This is a genomic window from Rossellomorea sp. GAMAL-10_SWC (genome assembly GCF_049568075.1).
Classification (GTDB): Bacteria; Bacillota; Bacilli; order Bacillales; family Bacillaceae_G; genus Gottfriedia.
The window spans coordinates 3695402-3713988 of record NZ_CP144911.1; the positions used below are offsets into that span (position 1 = coordinate 3695402).

Annotated in this window: 11 protein-coding genes; 2 read left to right on the plus strand and 9 right to left on the minus strand. The window is 34.6% G+C overall.

Annotated elements, in window-relative coordinates:
- Positions 1-70: 70 nt before the first annotated feature.
- The 6 genes from pstA to V5E38_RS18260 form a co-directional block, all read right to left on the minus strand.
- Positions 71-958, minus strand: coding sequence for a phosphate ABC transporter permease PstA (pstA, locus tag V5E38_RS18235; RefSeq protein WP_097973410.1), 888 nt, complete (start codon positions 956-958; stop codon positions 71-73).
- Positions 955-1851 carry a PstC family ABC transporter permease gene (pstC, locus tag V5E38_RS18240; protein ID WP_499211017.1) on the minus strand — a complete coding sequence of 299 codons (897 nt, stop codon included), beginning with the start codon at positions 1849-1851 and terminating at the stop codon, positions 955-957. Before pstC ends, pstA begins: the two co-directional genes overlap by 4 nt.
- Before the next feature lie 69 nt (positions 1852-1920).
- Positions 1921-2820, minus strand: coding sequence for a type 2 periplasmic-binding domain-containing protein (locus V5E38_RS18245; protein ID WP_499213600.1), 900 nt, complete (start codon positions 2818-2820; stop codon positions 1921-1923).
- 370 nt (positions 2821-3190) lie between these two features.
- Positions 3191-4087 carry a type 2 periplasmic-binding domain-containing protein gene (locus V5E38_RS18250; protein ID WP_499211018.1) on the minus strand — a complete coding sequence of 299 codons (897 nt, stop codon included), beginning with the start codon at positions 4085-4087 and terminating at the stop codon, positions 3191-3193.
- Positions 4088-4531: 444 nt separating this feature from the next.
- Positions 4532-5428 (minus strand): type 2 periplasmic-binding domain-containing protein, encoded by an 897-nt coding sequence (locus tag V5E38_RS18255; protein WP_499211019.1) that lies wholly within the window; start codon positions 5426-5428, stop codon positions 4532-4534.
- 276 nt (positions 5429-5704) lie between these two features.
- Positions 5705-6931, minus strand: a complete 1227-nt coding sequence (locus V5E38_RS18260; protein WP_499211020.1) for a Zn-dependent hydrolase — start codon at positions 6929-6931, stop codon at positions 5705-5707.
- Positions 6932-7447: 516 nt separating this feature from the next.
- Between V5E38_RS18260 and V5E38_RS18265 the strand changes: the two genes are divergently transcribed.
- Positions 7448-11866, plus strand: a complete 4419-nt coding sequence (locus V5E38_RS18265; protein ID WP_499211021.1) for a pullulanase X25 domain-containing protein — start codon at positions 7448-7450, stop codon at positions 11864-11866.
- 43 nt (positions 11867-11909) lie between these two features.
- Here the strand turns inward: V5E38_RS18265 and V5E38_RS18270 are convergent, their stop codons facing one another.
- From V5E38_RS18270 to V5E38_RS18280, 3 genes are all read right to left on the minus strand, one after another.
- On the minus strand, positions 11910-14252 hold the full coding sequence (locus V5E38_RS18270) for an immunoglobulin-like domain-containing protein (protein WP_499211022.1): 2343 nt from the start codon (positions 14250-14252) through the stop codon (positions 11910-11912).
- A 181-nt stretch (positions 14253-14433) separates the two neighbouring features.
- A complete protein-coding gene (locus V5E38_RS18275) occupies positions 14434-15228 on the minus strand; it encodes an amidohydrolase family protein (RefSeq protein ID WP_499211023.1) in 795 nt (264 codons plus the stop codon).
- A gap of 435 nt (positions 15229-15663) precedes the next feature.
- A complete protein-coding gene (locus V5E38_RS18280; protein ID WP_097973400.1) occupies positions 15664-16494 on the minus strand; it encodes a MerR family transcriptional regulator in 831 nt (276 codons plus the stop codon).
- Positions 16495-16757: 263 nt separating this feature from the next.
- Between V5E38_RS18280 and V5E38_RS18285 the strand changes: the two genes are divergently transcribed.
- Positions 16758-18146 carry an APC family permease gene (locus tag V5E38_RS18285; protein ID WP_499211024.1) on the plus strand — a complete coding sequence of 463 codons (1389 nt, stop codon included), beginning with the start codon at positions 16758-16760 and terminating at the stop codon, positions 18144-18146.
- Positions 18147-18587 lie beyond the last annotated feature (441 nt).

An 18587-nucleotide genomic window follows, 5' to 3' on the forward strand; every position in this document is an offset into this window, starting at 1 on the left:
CTGTATAAAGGACAGGACCAATAAATAAAAAAAATCTCTACGGAATCTTCCATAGAGATTTTTAAAATATTTATCTTTTTGCTCCTGTGAAGCGTCTATTTAAAAACTTAGCAAATAATCTAGCAAATAGATTAAATAAAAGGATCATTACAATTAAGACTGCCGCAGATTTTGTAGCGATGCTTTGCGCATCTGGAACTATACCTTCTGAATTTAATTTCCAGATATGAACTGTTAATGTTTCTGCTGGTCTAAAAATATTAAACGGATTCATCGGTGTATTTAATGGAGCAGCATTATTTAGAATAGGCGTTGTAAGTCCAGCAGTATAGATTAATGCCGCTGCTTCACCAAAAATTCTTCCAGCTGCTAAAATAATTCCCGTAATTAATTGTGGAATTGCAGTTGGGATACTAATTTTAGTAATTGTTTGCCACTTTGTAGCTCCTAATCCAAGACTACCTTCTTTACTAGTTTTAGGAACATTTAATAATGCTGTTTCACTTACCCTTGTTAAACCTGGAAGATTTAAGATTGAAATCGCAAGTGCACCACCAATTAAAGTGTAACCCCATCCAGTCATTGTTACAAATACTAATAAACCGAATAAACCTACTACGATTGAAGGCAATGAAGCCAACGTTTCAATACATAATCTTAAGAAATTTAAAAAACGACCTGGTTTTGCATATTCTGCCATATAAATCCCAGCTCCAACTCCAATCGGAACTGAAATAATTAATGTTAACACTAAGATATAAAATGAATTAAATAGTTGTGGTCCAATCCCACCACCTGCTTGAATATTACTAGGTTTTCCAAACAGGAAATCAAAGTCCCAGAATCCCCAACCTTTAAAAATAATTTCACTTAATAAAAATAGTAATAATATTACAACTAAACCTGCTATTAAACAAAGTATTCCCGTCCAAATCTTATCCATTTTTCTTGCAATCATGATTCATATCCTCCTTTTCTTCCAATTAATCGAATGACTAGTATAAAGAGGAAGGATATTAGAAGTAAGATCATTGCTAGAGTCCATAAAGTGTTATTCCAAGCTGTACCGTTTAATGTATTTGCCATATCCATTGTTAAAATTCCTGTTAATGTTGCTGTTGGGTCAAAAATACCATTAGGGAATTTAACTGTATTTCCGATTACCATTTGTACAGCTAATGCTTCACCAAATGCACGTGCAAGACCTAAAACGATCGCTGTTAAAATGTTTGTTTTTGCAGCTGGTACAATTGCCAATTTAATTGCTTGCCATCTTGTAGAACCTAGTCCGTATGATGCTTCCAAATAGGTTCTAGGAACAGCTCGCACAGCGTCAGATGCTATACTTGCAATTGTAGGTAAAATCATGATACTAAGCACAATAATCCCTGCAATTAAGCTAAAACCTACTCCACCTACAGTATTTCTAAGAAGCGGTACTAATATTGTTACGCCAAGAAATCCATATACTACTGAAGGAATTCCGACTAGAATTTCTAAAACTGGAATTAATACTTTTTCACCAAATTTTGGTGAAATAAAATTCATGAAAATTGCTAATGCAATCGCAATTGGTGCAGCTATAATTACTGCGCCAACAGATACTAGAATTGATCCAACAATAAAGATTAAGGCGCCATATGTTGGGCTTGAAGCATTATTTGGACTCCAATGTTTTGAAAACAAAATTTCACTTAACGATATATCATTTACTGTAAATGATTGGATTCCTTTACTAACAATAAATCCTATTATTGCTATTGTAATACCGATCATTAAGAAACCACATAAAGTTACAAGAGTTCTTCCGAGGTATTCAATTAGAAAAAAGTTTCTTTTTTTGAAATTCATGATAAACCCCTATCATCCATTAATAAATTAGTTTGAGAGTTGGTATAAAACCAACTCCCATTTTTTATATTATTCTAAACCTGTCATTTTTGAAGCTGGGATATAACCCATCTCAACTAACTTGTTAGCAAACTCATCGCCACTAATGAATTCAATATATTCTTTTACAGGAGATTTCGCATCGCCTTTTGTAATCATGTACTCGTAAGAATAGAATGGGTAATCACCTGCAACGATATTGTCTGTAGTAGATTCTTTTCCATCAATTTTCACAGTTTTTAAAGCATCCTTTTTATCGCCGATTAAATATGAGTTAGCAAGGTATGAGATTGCACCAGGAGTAGAGTTTACAGCTTGTTCAACTGCACCGTTTGAATCTTGAACTGTTCCTACGCCATCATTAATCTTAACGTCTTTCATAATTTTCTTTTCAAATGCTGCACGAGTACCAGATGATGCTGGACGATTAATTACATTAATTTTCTCATCTTTACCGCCAACTTCTTTCCAGTTCGTCACTTTACCTGCGAAAATATCTTCAATTTGTTGAAGTGTAAGTGAATCTACACCAACATCTTTATTTGTTACCATTGAGTAACCAACACCAGCAACTTTAGCTTCTACTAATGAACTTGCTAAAGTTTTATCTTCTAATTTTTCAGCAGCTGGTACATCTGAGTTACCAATTTGAATTGCTCCTGTAGATACTTGGTTTACACCAGTACCACTACCGCCACCTTGAACTGTAATTGAAACTTGTGGAAACTTTGCCATAAATTCTGTTGCCGCTTCGTCAGCTAGTGGTTGTAATGCTGTTGATCCTGCAGCACCAATTGTTCCTGTTAATTCTACTTTTTTATCATCTGAAGTCTTACCAGTTGTTTTTTCATCTTTATTAGAACATCCTGCTAACATACCTGTAATAGCCATTGCTGCAAATGTTAATTTTAATCCACGTTTCATTTTAATCCCCCTAAAATGTTTGTTTTTATTTTTAATTTTGTATTTAATTTTTGTTTGTTATCTCTTACAATCTCTACTTTAAAGTTTTTAGGTTAAGCAAGTTTTAATCAATCGTAAAGAAATTGTAAATCTTTTTAAGAGGTAGTATGTTTAATTGATTTATGGGCATTTAAAGTAGCGATAAAATACTAATTACTTATTAAAATCTGCTAAATATAAAAAAGAAAACTACTTAAAAGTAGCTCAACTTTTAAATAGTTTCAGGTGCTGATCTATTTCAAATAGGAAATACTAAAAACACATAGTGGATTCTAAAGGAAATAAAAGCTGACTCAGAAAAGTCATAGACCTTTCGAGTCAGCTCTAAATTGAATTATTATTGTAAACCTGACATTTGTGAAGCTGGGATATAACCCATCTCTACTAACTTGTTAGCAAATTCATCGCCACTAATGAATTCAATATATTCTTTTACTGGAGATTTTGCATCACCTTTTGTAATCATATACTCATATGAATAGAATGGGTATGCACCAGAAGTAATGTTATCAGTTGAAGATTCTTTTCCATCAATTTTCACAGTTTTTAAAGCATCTTTTTTATCGCCGATTAAATATGAGTTAGCAAGGTATGAGATTGCACCAGGAGTAGAGTTTACAGCTTGTTCAACAGCACCGTTTGAATCTTGAACAGTTCCTACGCCATCATTAATCTTAACGTCTTTCATAATTTTCTTTTCAAACGCTGCACGAGTACCAGATGATGCTGGACGGTTAATTACATTAATTTTCTCATCTTTACCGCCAACTTCTTTCCAGTTTGCTACTTTACCAGCAAAAATATCTTCAATTTGTTGAAGTGTAAGTGAATCTACACCAACATCTTTATTTGTTACCATTGAGTAACCAACACCAGCAACTTTAGCCTCTACTAATGAACTTGCTAAAGATTTATCTTCTAATTTTTCAGCAGCTGGTACATCTGAGTTACCAATTTGGATTGCTCCAGTAGACACTTGGTTTACACCAGTACCACTACCGCCACCTTGAACTGTAATTGATACTTGTGGGAACTTCGCCATAAATTCAGTAGCCGCTTCGTCAGCTAGTGGTTGTAATGCTGTTGATCCTGCAGCACCAATTGTTCCAGTTAATTCTACTTTTTTATCGTCTGTATTAGTCTTTCCAGTTGTTTTTTCATCTTTATTAGAACATCCTGCTAACATACCTGTAATAGCCATTGCTGCAAATGTTAATTTTAATCCACGTTTCATTATTTTAATCCCCCTAAAATGTTTGTTTTATTTTTGTTTTTTTGTTTGTTTTATTTTGCGTTTTTGTTTGTTTCTTCCTTACATTATCTACTTTAAAGTTTTTAGGTTAAGCAAGTTTTAATCAATCGTAAAGAAGTTGTAAATCTTTTTAGGTTTAGTATATTTAATTGATTTATGGACATTGAAAATCACGATAAAATAGGAATTGTTTATTAAAACTAACTAAATATAAATAAGAAAACTACTTAAAAGTATCTTAACTTTTTAAGTAGTTTCAGAATTCTGATCTATAGCTAGTAGGTAATATTGAAAAAACACAAACATATAGTGAACTTTATTGATAAAGTTGTTAAAATGCTTTCAGATTATTCATCCCCAAAGAAACAAAAAAAAAGCTGACTCAAAAAGTCATAGACCTTTCGAGCCAGCTTAAATTGCATTATATTATTGTAAACCTGACATTTGTGAAGCTGGGATATAACCCATTTCAACTAACTTGTCAGCAAACTCGTCGCCACTAATGAATTCAATATATTCTTTTATTGGAGATTTTGCATCACCTTTTGTAATCATATACTCATATGAATAGAATGGGTATGCACCAGAAGTAATGTTATCAGTTGAAGATTCTTTTCCATCAATTTTCACAGTTTTTAAAGCATCTTTTTTATCGCCGATTAAATATGAGTTAGCAAGATAAGAAATTGCACCAGGAGTAGAGTTTACAGCTTGTTCAACAGCACCGTTTGAATCTTGAACAGTTCCTACGCCATCATTAATCTTAACATCTTTCATGATTTTCTTTTCAAACGCTGCACGTGTACCAGATGATGCTGGACGATTAATTACATTAATTTTCTCATCTTTACCGCCAACTTCTTTCCAGTTCGTTACTTTACCAGCGAAAATATCTTCAATTTGTTGAAGTGTAAGTGAATCTACACCAACATCTTTATTTGTAACCATTGAATAACCAACACCAGCAACTTTAGCCTCTACTAATGAACTTGCTAAAGATTTATCTTCTAATTTTTCAGCAGCAGGTACATCTGAGTTACCAATTTGGATTGCTCCTGTAGATACCTGGTTTACACCAGTACCACTACCTCCACCTTGAACTGTAATTGAAACTTGTGGAAACTTTGCCATGAATTCTGTTGCCGCTTCGTCAGCTAGTGGTTGTAATGCTGTTGATCCTGCAGCACCAATTGTTCCAGTTAATTCTACTTTTTTATCGTCTGTATTAGTCTTTCCAGTTGTTTTTTCATCTTTATTAGAACATCCTGCTAACATACCTGTAATAGCCATTGCTGCAAATGTTAATTTTAATCCACGTTTCATTATTGATTGTCCTCCTAAGGAAAATTATTATTTTCTACATTTCTAACTATAAAAAAGAATAATTAACCTAGTTTTAAACGATTGTAAATAATTCGTAAAGTTGGGATAGGAGCATAAATTAATGATAATAATAAGAATCTCTATTTACTCTTATAGGTACTTGGATTTCAGAAAATATCTTTTTAATATAAAGAGCTAAAACAAAAAAATATGAAAATAGACGAAATCTTCGTCCATTTTCATTTAAAACTCTTTCCTACTAATTATAAGAAAACCCTATTTATTCACTTTCTCAACGCATAGTTTTAACACACTATTAAGTAAAACATTCGCTCCTTTAGCACAATCTTCATATGAAGTTAACTCATCTTCACGATGACTATATCCATTTACACTTGGTACAAAAATCATAGCCGTTGGGATATAGGAAGCAATGAATTGCGCATCATGTCCGGCACCGCTATACATTCGATTTTCTTTATACCCAAGCTCTTTGCAAGCATATTCCACAGCATTTACGACTTCTTCATCAAAGTCAACTGTGTCTCGATCCCAAAGACGTGTTGATTTGATTGGACAGCCACTTATATTTCCTGGCAGTTCTTCCACCATTCGTGTAACTTCTGCAATAACACTCGGATCCTTATGTCTCGCCTCTAAAGTAAAGGTTACTTCTGAAGGAATGACCGTATGAATATTTGGATATGCATTTATCCGACCGATTGTGTAAACGAGATCTGAATCTAGTCTTTGTAATTGCTTTTGTAAATCTACTACCACATTAGCAGCAGTGAACATCGGATCTTTGCGCATACTGATTGGCGTCGTCCCTGCATGGTTGGATTCTCCAAATACAGAGATTTCATAGCATACCATTCCTAGTACACCTTCTACTACCCCGATTTCTAAGTTTTTTCGTTCCAGTACAGGTCCTTGTTCAATATGTAGTTCGATATACGCGCTAGCATCTTTTAAGCGATTTGCTTCAGAACCCTCGAAACCACTTTCATTTAGTGATTTTTCAAATGTAATTCCATTTTTATCTGTAGAAGCAATCATCTTCTTTTTATCAAATTTACCTGATAGCACTCCAGATGACATAAGAGATGGCTCAAATCTTGCCCCTTCTTCATTTGTAAAATTGACAACTGTAATTGGGTAATCTAACTCAATCTTTTCATCTATAATTGTATAAACAGTCTCTAAAGCTGTTAGTACACCTAGTACGCCATCAAAACGTCCTCCCTTAATAACTGAGTCTAAATGGGAACCAATTACAATTGGAGGCAAGTTTTGTTTCCCCGCTAAAGTAGCATACATATTCCCCATATCATCATGCTTTACTGTCATTCCCACTTCTTCACATAACGCTTGAAATTTCTTCCTTGCAGCAATATCTTCAGCAGATAATGCTAGTCTTGTTACCCCGTTGTTTTCCGTTTTACCATATTCACTAAACAACTCAATTAATTTTTGAAGCCGATTAGCATTCGTCCTGATCATATGAAGGCCTCCTTTAATTATTGGGCAATATCTTCAATAAAAATTGCTGCTAATTCATTTAGTGAACTAGAAATATTTAAAGTTGTTTCATTAAATAATACGATGGAAACTACTGTTATAATACTAGGAATTGCACCTTACTTATTCATTCAAAAACAAAGACAGACGCGTTCCCATTTTTGGAAACTGCATCTGTCTTTATTTTTTATAAATATATGAAGAACGAACCCTACTTTAAATCATCTGAAACTATGATAATTACCTAATCCCTAACGAAAAAAGGTCAATTATATTATTTATATGAGCACTATCTATGACTGACATTAAGTGTCCACAATTCAGAAAATTTGTATTATTTTGCTATTTTCCATTGATTTGTGTTTATAAAAAGTTATAATTATTTTGAAAACAATTTGTGCAAACGTTTGCAATAAGTTGGCATTACCTACATACATATTTTTATTGCATCTTTTGTATAAACGTTTTCCTAATTTAGATAGAGAAAGGGGTTTTTTCATGAGGAGAAAACAGAGATCAATATTATCGCTTGTTACTGTATTAGGATTAGTTCTCCAGATGTTTCCGGGATTTTTTACAAATGTGAGAGCAGCAGAAACGACAGCTAGACAAGTTGTACTTGTAGGAAGTTTTCAAAAGTTATTAGGAAATTCAGGTGATTGGGACCCATCATCACACCAGACAGAAATGGTGTATAAAGGGAATGGTCTCTATACATTTACTGGTACTTTACCGGCTGGTGAATATGAGTACAAAATCGCCATTGGTGGAAACTGGTCAGAAAATTACGGTGAAGGCGGAAACCCTGGCGGCAACAACATTAAACTAGTTCTATCCGAACAAAAGGATGTCACTTTCTACTATAATGATAACACTCATTCAATTACTGATAGCACTCATTACACTCCTATAGCAGAGGAAAAACAACCACGTCTAGTTGGAACGATCCAGCCTGCTATTAATGCAGGATCAGCTTGGAGCCCAGCAGACTCAACAGCCTTTTTTACAGATGATAATTTCAAAAATATCTATTCATTTACTACAAAAGTGCCAAGTGGTACTTACGAATACAAAATTGTACTAGGAAAAGATTGGAGCGAGTCCTACCCTTCTTCTAATCTGAAGCTAACTGTACTCTCTGAATCTACTATTACATTTTTCTTTAATAGCCAAACAAAAGAAATGTATACAGATTATAAACCAACAGGCTCTGATGGCTTAATTGATCAGAATGCCCTTTATCACGATTCATGGGACCAAGTATACAAAAAGCCATTTGGGGCCGTTCCAGAAAAGACACCTGTCACCTTCCGGATATCGGCTAAGAAAGGAGATTTAACAAGCGCGAGCCTTTATGTAAAGAACTATAATTCTGGTACAACAAAGGTCTTGGCTATGAAAAATGTAGGTTGGTCAAATACAAATGACAAAGGTGACCTTGAATACTGGGAAGCTACGTTTACACCAACGGACAAAGGGGTTCATGGGTATAAATTCATTGTCAGAGATCAAGATACAACGGCAGAATATGGAGAGGATACACAAGAAGGTCATACTGGAAAAGCAGTAGATAAAAATGCAAGCCTTTTCCAACTGACAGTATATGACCCTAATTATCAAACGCCAGATTGGATGAAAGAAGCTGTAGTCTATCAAATCTTCCCCGATCGCTTTTTTAACGGAAATAAGACCAATGACAATGTAAAGGATAAAGTTGGAGCTCGGGGTAATCAGCCAATCGAACATCCCGCTTCTTGGTCAAGCTTACCTGATAATCCTTATGAACAAGGAACTGGATCATATACTGGAGATGGAGAGTTTAGTAATGATTTTTATGGAGGAGACATTGTTGGAATCAAGTCAAAGCTTGATTATCTTCAATCACTAGGAGTCAATACACTCTATTTAAATCCGATTGCTCTTGCACCATCTAACCATAAATATGATGCAACAGATTACAAATTAGTTGACCCGATGTTTGGCTCAGAAAAAGAATTTAAAGATTTCACAAAAGAATTAGCAAAACGTAATATGCACTTAATTTTGGATGGCGTTTTTAATCACGTCTCAGACGATTCAATCTATTTTGACCGTTATAACAAATATAATACAGTAGGTGCATATGAATATTGGTCTCGCATTTATGATTTAATGAATAATGAAAAATTGTCCGAGGCTACTGCCAAAGAGAAAGCAAAAAAGCAATTTATCTCCGAAGGCCAATCTTTTAGCCCGTACGGTTTTGAAAACTGGTTCCATATTGAAAATGTTAAAGTGCCAAATGAGAAAGTAAACGGTGTTTCAACTGGAGAACATTATAAGTATGAAGGTTGGTGGGGCTATGACAGTCTCCCTGTATTTGAATCAAAAGACGGATCAAAAGTTGATCACCCTAGTGAACTTAATAATACTGCATTTGCTAACTATATCATGTATGACAAGGATTCCGTAAGCAAATCATGGATTGATCGTGGTTCTTCCGGTTGGCGTTTAGATGTAGCGAATGAAGTAGACAGCTCATTTTGGCAGGAATTTCGAAAAGAAATTAAATCCAAGACGATGACAGGTGCAGGACAAACTCTTCAAAAAGATGAAAAACCACTTATTTTAGGAGAAATTTGGGATGATGCTTCCAAATACTTTTTAGGAGATCAATATGACTCCGTAATGAATTATCGTTTCCGAGGTGCCATACTAGATTATTTAAAGAATGGTAATGCTGAAAATGCACAAAACTCCCTCCTTGCTGTTCAAGAGGATTATCCAAAGGAAGCTTTTTATGCTCTCATGAATCTAATGGGATCTCATGATACTGCACGAGCTATATTCCTACTAGGCAACGGGACAGATACTTTTAACAGAGCTGAACAGGATCCGAACTATAATTACAATGAAGGTGTGAAACGATTAAAGCTAGCCTCTATCCTTCAAATGGGTTATCCTGGTGCCCCAACCATTTATTATGGAGATGAAGCAGGTCAAACAGGTTCAAAAGATCCAGATGATCGTCGTACGTATCCATGGGGAAATGAAAACCAAGATTTGATTAAACATTATCAAAATATTGGTCAAATTCGCAGTAAAAATTCCGATCTATTTAGTCATGGTGATCTTCACCATATTTATGCTAAAGACAATGTATTAGCTTACGTTCGTACTAAAGGCACAAAATCAGCTCTTATCATCATCAACAGAGGGAAAACTGCACAAACTGTTGATGTTGACACCAAAAAGCTGATTGCAAACGGAATTCGTCTAGAAGACCAATTAGATAAAAAATACGCTGCAACAGTGAAGGATGGCAAGTTAACATTGACCATACCTGCTGAATCAGGAAGAATGTTACTATCTAGTAATGACGTGAAAAATCCACAGTCAGTTAAAAATGTAATTGGTACTGTAGGCTCTAAACAAATTACGTTAAGCTGGACAGGAACTGGCACAAAATTCAATGTCTATCAATCTACTATTGCTGGTGGATTATGGACAAAAGTGAAAGAAACTACGAACACTTCTGTAAACATTTCAGATTTAAATAATGGTCGTACCTACTATTTTTCTGTAACTGCTGTAGATGCTAACGGGAACGAATCTGAACCTACAGTCTCAGTTGGTCTCGTACCTCATTACGATGTTAGCAAAGCTAGCGTGACCAATATGACAGCCTTAGCTAATCAGGAACTGAATTTAGCGCTCGATTCTACTGTTAAAGCAACTTTTTACTTGCAGGGTGCAACAGAAACAGGCCCAGCTGAAGGAGTTACGGCCGAGATACAAGTAAGAATGAAAGGCCAGACTGCTTGGGAATCATACCAAACACTATATAATGGTCAGTCTCAGGAAAATCAAGCTAATGAGTTTCAAGGTAGCTTCACACCATTAGAGGCTGGCATATATGAATATCGAATGGCCTTTACACCTGATTTAGGAAATACATGGGTATACTCTGAAACAAAAGAAGTAAATTATACACGTAGCACTTTAGATACTACTCCCCCTGCTACTAAGGTCGATTTGGAGACACCAATTCAAGAATCTGGTCAGGTTAACTTGAACTGGAAACTTACGCAGCCAGATCAGCCATATAAATCGGTCATTTATCGTGACGGTCATATACTTACTTCAGTGACTGGGGATACTACTACATTCCGTGATTATCAAGTCTCAAACGGTACAACATATAATTACCAAATCCGCGTCTTTGATCAAGCAGGGAACTATGTGGATTCAAATACTGTAACTGTCACACCAGATATAGTAATGGTACAAGTCACCTTTAAGGTGCATGCACCAAATGATACTCCATTGTCAGCACAAATGAATATACCTAACAGCTTAAATGGTTGGAATACAGGTGCATGGTCAATGAGCCGAAATGGTGCAGTTACACCAGATTGGGAATATACAGTTGAGCTTGAAGAAGGAACTGAAATTACTTATAAATATACGCGAGACAACACATGGGATCATGAAGGATTAGCAGACCACACACCAGCTGATCCATCTGATGATGATATCAGCTACTATGGTTATGGTGCGACTGGAACTGATATGAAAATAGTTGTTTCAAATCAAGGTGGCAACAAAATGACTGTCCAAGATACAATTTTACGTTGGATTGATAAGCCACTTGTAGTAAGCCAAATTGAAGTGAATGGTTCAACCTTATCTCTCAAAGGGAATTCTATTAAAGGCGCTAACCTCACGATCAACGGAGAAAAAGTAACTGTCGATAATGAGATGAATTTCAACCAATCTTTTAAACTAAACGATGGTCAAACACAAGTACCAGTACACATCGAACCAACTGATACAACCAAATCCACGATTTTTAAGGGTGATGGTGGTTCGATTAATAAAAACACTAAAAACTATGTGATTGATGTTATTAATAAAACGATTAGTGAATCCAAATAAATAGAATTAAGAAAGGTCTACCGATTTTGGTAGACCTTCAATTTTATTTAACAGTGATCTTTCTTGGAACGGTAGTTTTGTTACCTGTTTTATCAGCAACTACATACGTTAATGTATAAGTACCTTTTTTCTTTGTATTTACAGTTCCCGTAATTTTAATCAATTTTGTTAAATCTCCGTCAACATTATCTTTTGCAGTAACGCCTGATCTTGTATTGAAACTAGACTTTAATTTAATTGTTTTCGGTGCTGCACCATAAATGACAGGTGGAATATTATCTTTCACAGTGATTTTTCTTGGAAGTACCATTCTATTACCGGAATAATCAGTAACCGTATATTTTAATGTATATGTTCCGATTTTCTTTGTATTTACTGTTCCTGTTACTTTGATAAGCTTTGTTAAAGATCCATCCACATTATCTTTAGCAGTTACACCTGTTATTGGATTGAAATTAGTATTGATATTAATAGTTTTGTTAACTGCACCGTAAATGACAGGTGGAATATTATCAATCACCGTGATTGTTTTTTTAGCTGTTGTTAAATTCCTAAACTTATCACTAACCGTGTATGTAAGTGTGTACGAACCTTTTTTCTTAGTATCTACAATACCTGTTACTTTAATGGATTTAGTTAATTCACCATCTACATTATCTACAGCAGATACTCCAGCCATTGAATCAAACTTTGAATTAATATTTATTTTCTTATCTGCAGTACCATGTATAACTGGTTTAGTTGAATCGATTACAGTGATTTTTCTGATAGATGTTGTTGTATTACCTGCACTATCGGTTGCAGAGTAAACCAATTGATATTCTCCTGGTTTTTGGTTATCCACTGAACCAGATACTTGAATTTTAGAAGTTAAATCGCCATCTACATTATCTGTTACAGTAACGCCTGATTTTGAATCAAATGATGAACCGACTTGTATAATTGTATCTCCTGCACCAGAGAATACTGGTTTAGTTGAATCGATTACAGTGATTTTTCTAATAGATGTTTCTGTATTACCTGCACTATCTGTTGCAGAGTAAACTAATTGATATTCTCCTGGTTTTTGGTTATCCACTGAACCGGTTACTTGAATTTTATCCGATAAATCGCCATCGACCTTATCTATTGCAGTAACGTCTGATTTTGGATCAAATGGTGAACCGACTTGTATAATTGCATCTTCAGCACCCGAGAATACTGGTTTTGTTTTATCAAGTGTAAACGTAATTGTTGTTGTGTTACTTTCTTCATCTTTTACTTCTAATGTGTATTTTCCTTCATTGGTAACTGTAGTAACATTTTTGAAAACCGCTCCATTTAGTAAAGCTGTGCCTTCATCAAAAGTTATCGTTACGTCTTCATTGTAAAACGCATTATTTTTAACTCCGGTTACAACTGGATCAATGAAATCTTTCTTTTTGGCGATATAAGCAGAAGAAATATAACCAGAAATTTTACCATCAATTGAAGTTACGTGGAACCAAGTAAAAACATTTTGACTAGTATATTCCTTTGTATATTTTATTTCTCCATCCCAAATAAGTGTCTTATTTAAAGGTTGGGCTACTTCTTCTGTTGATGCTGTAGTAGGCTCATCTCTTACAGGTGCTCCTTCTTTAATTACTTTTACATAGGAGTCTTTTTCTAACATATAAACAGACTCATGTAGCCCATCAGTTATTACATACTCCGGCATTGGAGACTTGAACTTTATATTATCGCTACTGTTTGAGTCATAAATAAAATCATCATACTCAAACGGATAATGAGCTAGTATGTTATGTTTTTGGTCTTCCCCTAAGAAGCTTTGTACTTCAAGTATATTAAACACTTTATCTTGATAAGTCTTCCAATTCCTTGATCCATCACTACGTTTAATCGGACTGTTTACAGGTTTTAATCCGTTGTAAGCCATAACTGGAAAATACCAGTTTTCAATGATTTCTCGTCCTGCACCCTTAATTCTAGGTATACTTGATGTATTTTGAAGTTCGTACTTTGAATTTAAAATCTTTACACCTTGCTCAATATTATAAATGATATCGCTCTTAACTCTTTCTGGATCAGGCACAGAATCAGTCACCTGCATAATACCGAATCCTTTACCATCTGAAACGGCATTACCGTTTTCATCAAACTGCTTCCATCCAGAGGATTCTTTCTCAGCCACTGCTTTCACAACCTCAGGTGGTATATTTTGACTTAATGCGGCATTCGTTAACAAACAATTTATTTGTTGAAAGTCTGGATTCACTTTCGGCTGAATTTTACCCATATCTAAACATTTAGTAGCCCAATCCATTTCTGCTGCTGATGCTTTTCCAGTAACTAATCCAACAGAAAGTGTTGTTAATAAACCTGCTTTTAATAAGATTGATTTCAAGTCCCGACTCCCCAATCGATTTAAATAATAAACTTTTAATCTAGTGTATCATAGATAATATTTAAAATTGTTAAACAATTAATCTAGCAAAAAAAATTGACTCAGATAACTGAGCCAATTTTTCATTTTAGTTATTGTAAAAAATAATCTTGTACAAAATACGTTTGTGAAATATATATTCCTATTCAATTAATCCTAAAAAGTTTTTTCCGAGTATGTATTCCTTGTCGTTATCAGGAATTAGAAGGGATTCCACCCATCTTTTTTTGTCCGAATAGTCATATTGATTAAATGTCTTCATTCCATATGGTCCGTCGCAACCAAAAAGAACTTTACGGTAACCTAAAGCCTCTACCGCTTGTTTTACAATTGACGGATTGAGATAGTCACTTGATGTATCAACATATACATTTGGTTGTTCCTTAACGTATTTCCATAGATTTCTCCAAAATGGTAGACCAGCGTGAGCATAAATTAATTTAAGTTTAGGAAAATTTTCAGGTAGATATTTATAGGAGTCAATCTCAGAAGAAAGATGAATAATCATCGGTACACCTTTTGATTCACATAAAGCAGCAACCCTTTCAAGAGCTTTAATACGATAACCATGCATGAATGGATGAGCTTTTACCCCAATAAAACTAGGGCTTTTAAGATAGAATTCTATTTCTTCCATAACATTAGGAATCATAGGATTCACTGCTACCCAACCTAGAAAACGGTCTGGAAATCTTGCAATTGCAGTAGCCACAATATCGTTTTTCGGCTCGGTAAAAATCTTATATGTGTCACCATAAAGTTTCAAATAGCCATCTTTCACTAGACCGTTATAAATTTTGTGGCCAATTTGAGGTGTATTAAGTATTAGAAAACGGAATAATCGTTGGATATTATACTGAATGGTACGATCCGATTCAAACATTGTTTCACTCATAGGGGGAATTAGAGCAGTCTTTGCTATATTATTTTTATCCATCCCCTCTATCATTTTTTCTAAGGTCAGCATGGATTCATCCACATGGAAATGGCAATCAATAATTATATAAATCTCCCCACTTCTACTCTATTATTTTCAATGTATTGCTTTATCAACTTTAAAATTATTCACTTTTTACCTATTTTTACTTGTATCAAATATATGCTTTGAATAAAAACTTTATTAAATTATAGACTTCAGTGCAGATTCAATATTGCTTTGTAAACCAACTACTAGAAACATGAAATACGCATTTATAAATATCTAACTCTTTCAATATAAAAAAAGACTTTTTCAATACTAATCCCAGATTTGAGCCTTAGTATTTCCAAACTGAGGGTGTGGTTTTAAATCAATAAGGTCCCTTTATATGGGACCTTTACTCACATTAATCTATTCTAATATATGGCCCAAATGTGTATAGCCAGAGAAATTTCAAATTTTTTTAACTGGGACTTGAATTTCAAACATCACTTCATTAGGATTATCCGTTACGGTAATATCCACCACCATAATCTGCAATGCGTCACCAATAATACGATAGCCTGTTTCATGAAGGTATGTAAATAATTTATTTAAGCTTTTACTGCGATTCCTTAATAATTCCCCATTATAGCGGATGCATGCAAATAACCCTTCAGGAATCATTTTCAGATACTTTTTTTGTATTTTTTCATCCTTTTTCGCTACAACAAATATCACTGAGGGCTCTTCAAACCGTTTATCCTTTAGGTCATCTTCTTCGATGATAATGCCCAAACGATTACTCGCGAGAATGGGTGCCTTCTCTGTTAGCATGGTTTCCAATCGGATAATACTGTAACAAAGTTCCAAATTACTATTAATTTTTTCATTTAAAGTAATTAACTTTCTACTTTTTATTTCGCGAAAGATAATCTCTTGAAATGCTTCTTTTCTTGAAATAGTGTCTAAATAGGCTATTTTTTCTTTGATGTTTACTTCTATCTCGGTTAATTCCTTTAGTTTCGAAACAAGTTCAGCATGTTTGGCTTTAAGAATCTCACTTGATTTCTTAAAATTTCGTTGATTGAAATACTGTTTAATTTCACCTGTGCTCATCCCAATTTGACGAAGCTCTTTGATGGTTCCAAGGATCTCGTACTGAAAAATGGAGTAGTATCGGTATCCTGTTTCGGGATCAACAAATTTAGGTTTAAATAAATCAATTCGGTCATAATGACGCAAAGCCTCTGTCGTCATTCCTCTTAATTTGGCTATCTCACTTATCGTTAACCTTTCTTTCATAAAAACACCACCGTTTCCGAGAGTTAGAATAGAAGAAAAATGCTAAAACAAATTCTATTGACTTTTGTGTAACACAAAGCTTTACTATGATTATACACAATATTCAGAGTAATCTGAATGAATAGATAAGGGTGGTGATAAAATAGAAGATTTTTTGTTTAGTAGAGAACCCCAAGTATAACCTTATTGATCTCTGTAAGATTGAAAAGAAACAATGTTTAAAGCTAAAAGCCCCTATTAAATTCGTAAAGGAGATATGGAACTTGACTGAAAAAATAACGCTTAGAAGATCACTTACATTGTTTCACGTTGTTTTTTTAGGTTTAGCATGGAATAATCCGATGGTATTCTTTAACACTTATGGAATTGCAGCGAATAGTTCGAAGGGAGTGCTGGCGGGTGCGTATGCAATTGCATTTATGGCGATTGTTTTTACTGCATTAAGCTATGGAAAGATGGCAAAGGCTCACCCGGTTTCAGGCTCAGCTTATACTTATACTCAGAGGTCGATGAATTCCGAAACCGGCTTTATGATTGGCTGGACCATTTTATTAGATTATTTACTGACACCGATGATTACCTGTCTTATGTCCGCTGTATTTTTAACATCGCAATTTCCACAAGTTCCATTTTGGCTTTGGATTGTAATCCTAAATATCGGCATTACGATCATTAGTTATATTGGTATAAACGTTTCAGCAAATACAAGCAAGATTTTTGTGATCGCCCAAATCCTTTTTATTATTGTCTTTGCATTCTTAACGATAAAAAGCGTCTTAAACGGAATGGGTACAGGTACACTTTTAGCAGTTGAACCTTTCTTTAAAACAAATGTTTCAACTTCTGTTCTCCTTTCTGGAGCTTCCATTCTCTGTTTCAGCTTTCTAGGATTTGATTCTGTTACAACATTGTCTGAGGAAACCATTAATCCTGAAAAAACGATCCCTAAAGCAATTTTTGTCATGATGGTGATTATGGGTTTAATCTATATTGGTTCCTCCTATCTGGCTCAGATTGTCTTTCCGGGATATGCCTTCAAAAACACTGATTCTGCGGCGCTAGAGCTCGTAAAAATGGTTGGTGGCAATTTATTTAGCTCTTTATTCATAACGGTTATGATAATTGGTAATTTTACTTCAGGTGTTTCCTCTGTTACAAGCGTATCTAGAGTGCTATATGTAATGGGACGAGATTCTGTTTTACCTAAAAAGACATTTGGATATATACATCCACGATTTAGAACACCAACTGCTAATATTCTTATTGTTAGTTTAATTTCCATGTTAGGGACTGTCCTAAGCTTGGATACAGCGATCACGTTTATAAATTTCGGAGCTCTTATTGCATTTACTTTTGTCAATCTTTCTGTAATTGCTCACTATTATATTAAAAATTGTAAGCGCTCTCCTAAAGGGACTATTCAGTACTTAATTTTTCCTTTAATTGGGGCAGGATTCATCTTATGGCTATGGTCCTATTTGAATATAAATGCGTTAATTTTAGGGATCGGCTGGATGGCAATTGGGTTTGTATACCTGACTTTCTTGACAAAATTCTTCCGTCAGCGTCTTCGAAAGCTCCATTTTGACGATGTGAATGATGAAATTATGTTAATGGAAAGCAAAGAGAAAAATATTCCAGTCCATTCATAATACTATGTAGTAGGAAAAGGATATGTATAAAATAAAAAACTGGATTTCCCACTTGTGTTTAAGGAATCTAGTATCTAAAGGACTCCTCAAAATTTGTGGAGTTTCTTTTATTTTCCTCATTAAAACAAAGAGTCAAAGGGCTCAAAAGCAGGCTAAAATGAAAAACTTGAGTACACAGTAGAATTTGTGGTTACTTATTATGAAATAGAGCGTTCGGGTTTCGGGCATTCCAGAATAAAGTAAATTACAGCGCAATTTTATACGCTATTTCGATGATAATGCGGCTGAGTTATGAGAAAGTAACGATTCACGGTCCACCTTGAATCCCTGGTAACACCGATAAATTTATGGCGTTCGTTTATGATGTCTTCCTCATACATAATAAGGCACCATTTCAAACCATTTTCCTGAGACGCTGACAGAACAACATCCGTTTGTTCG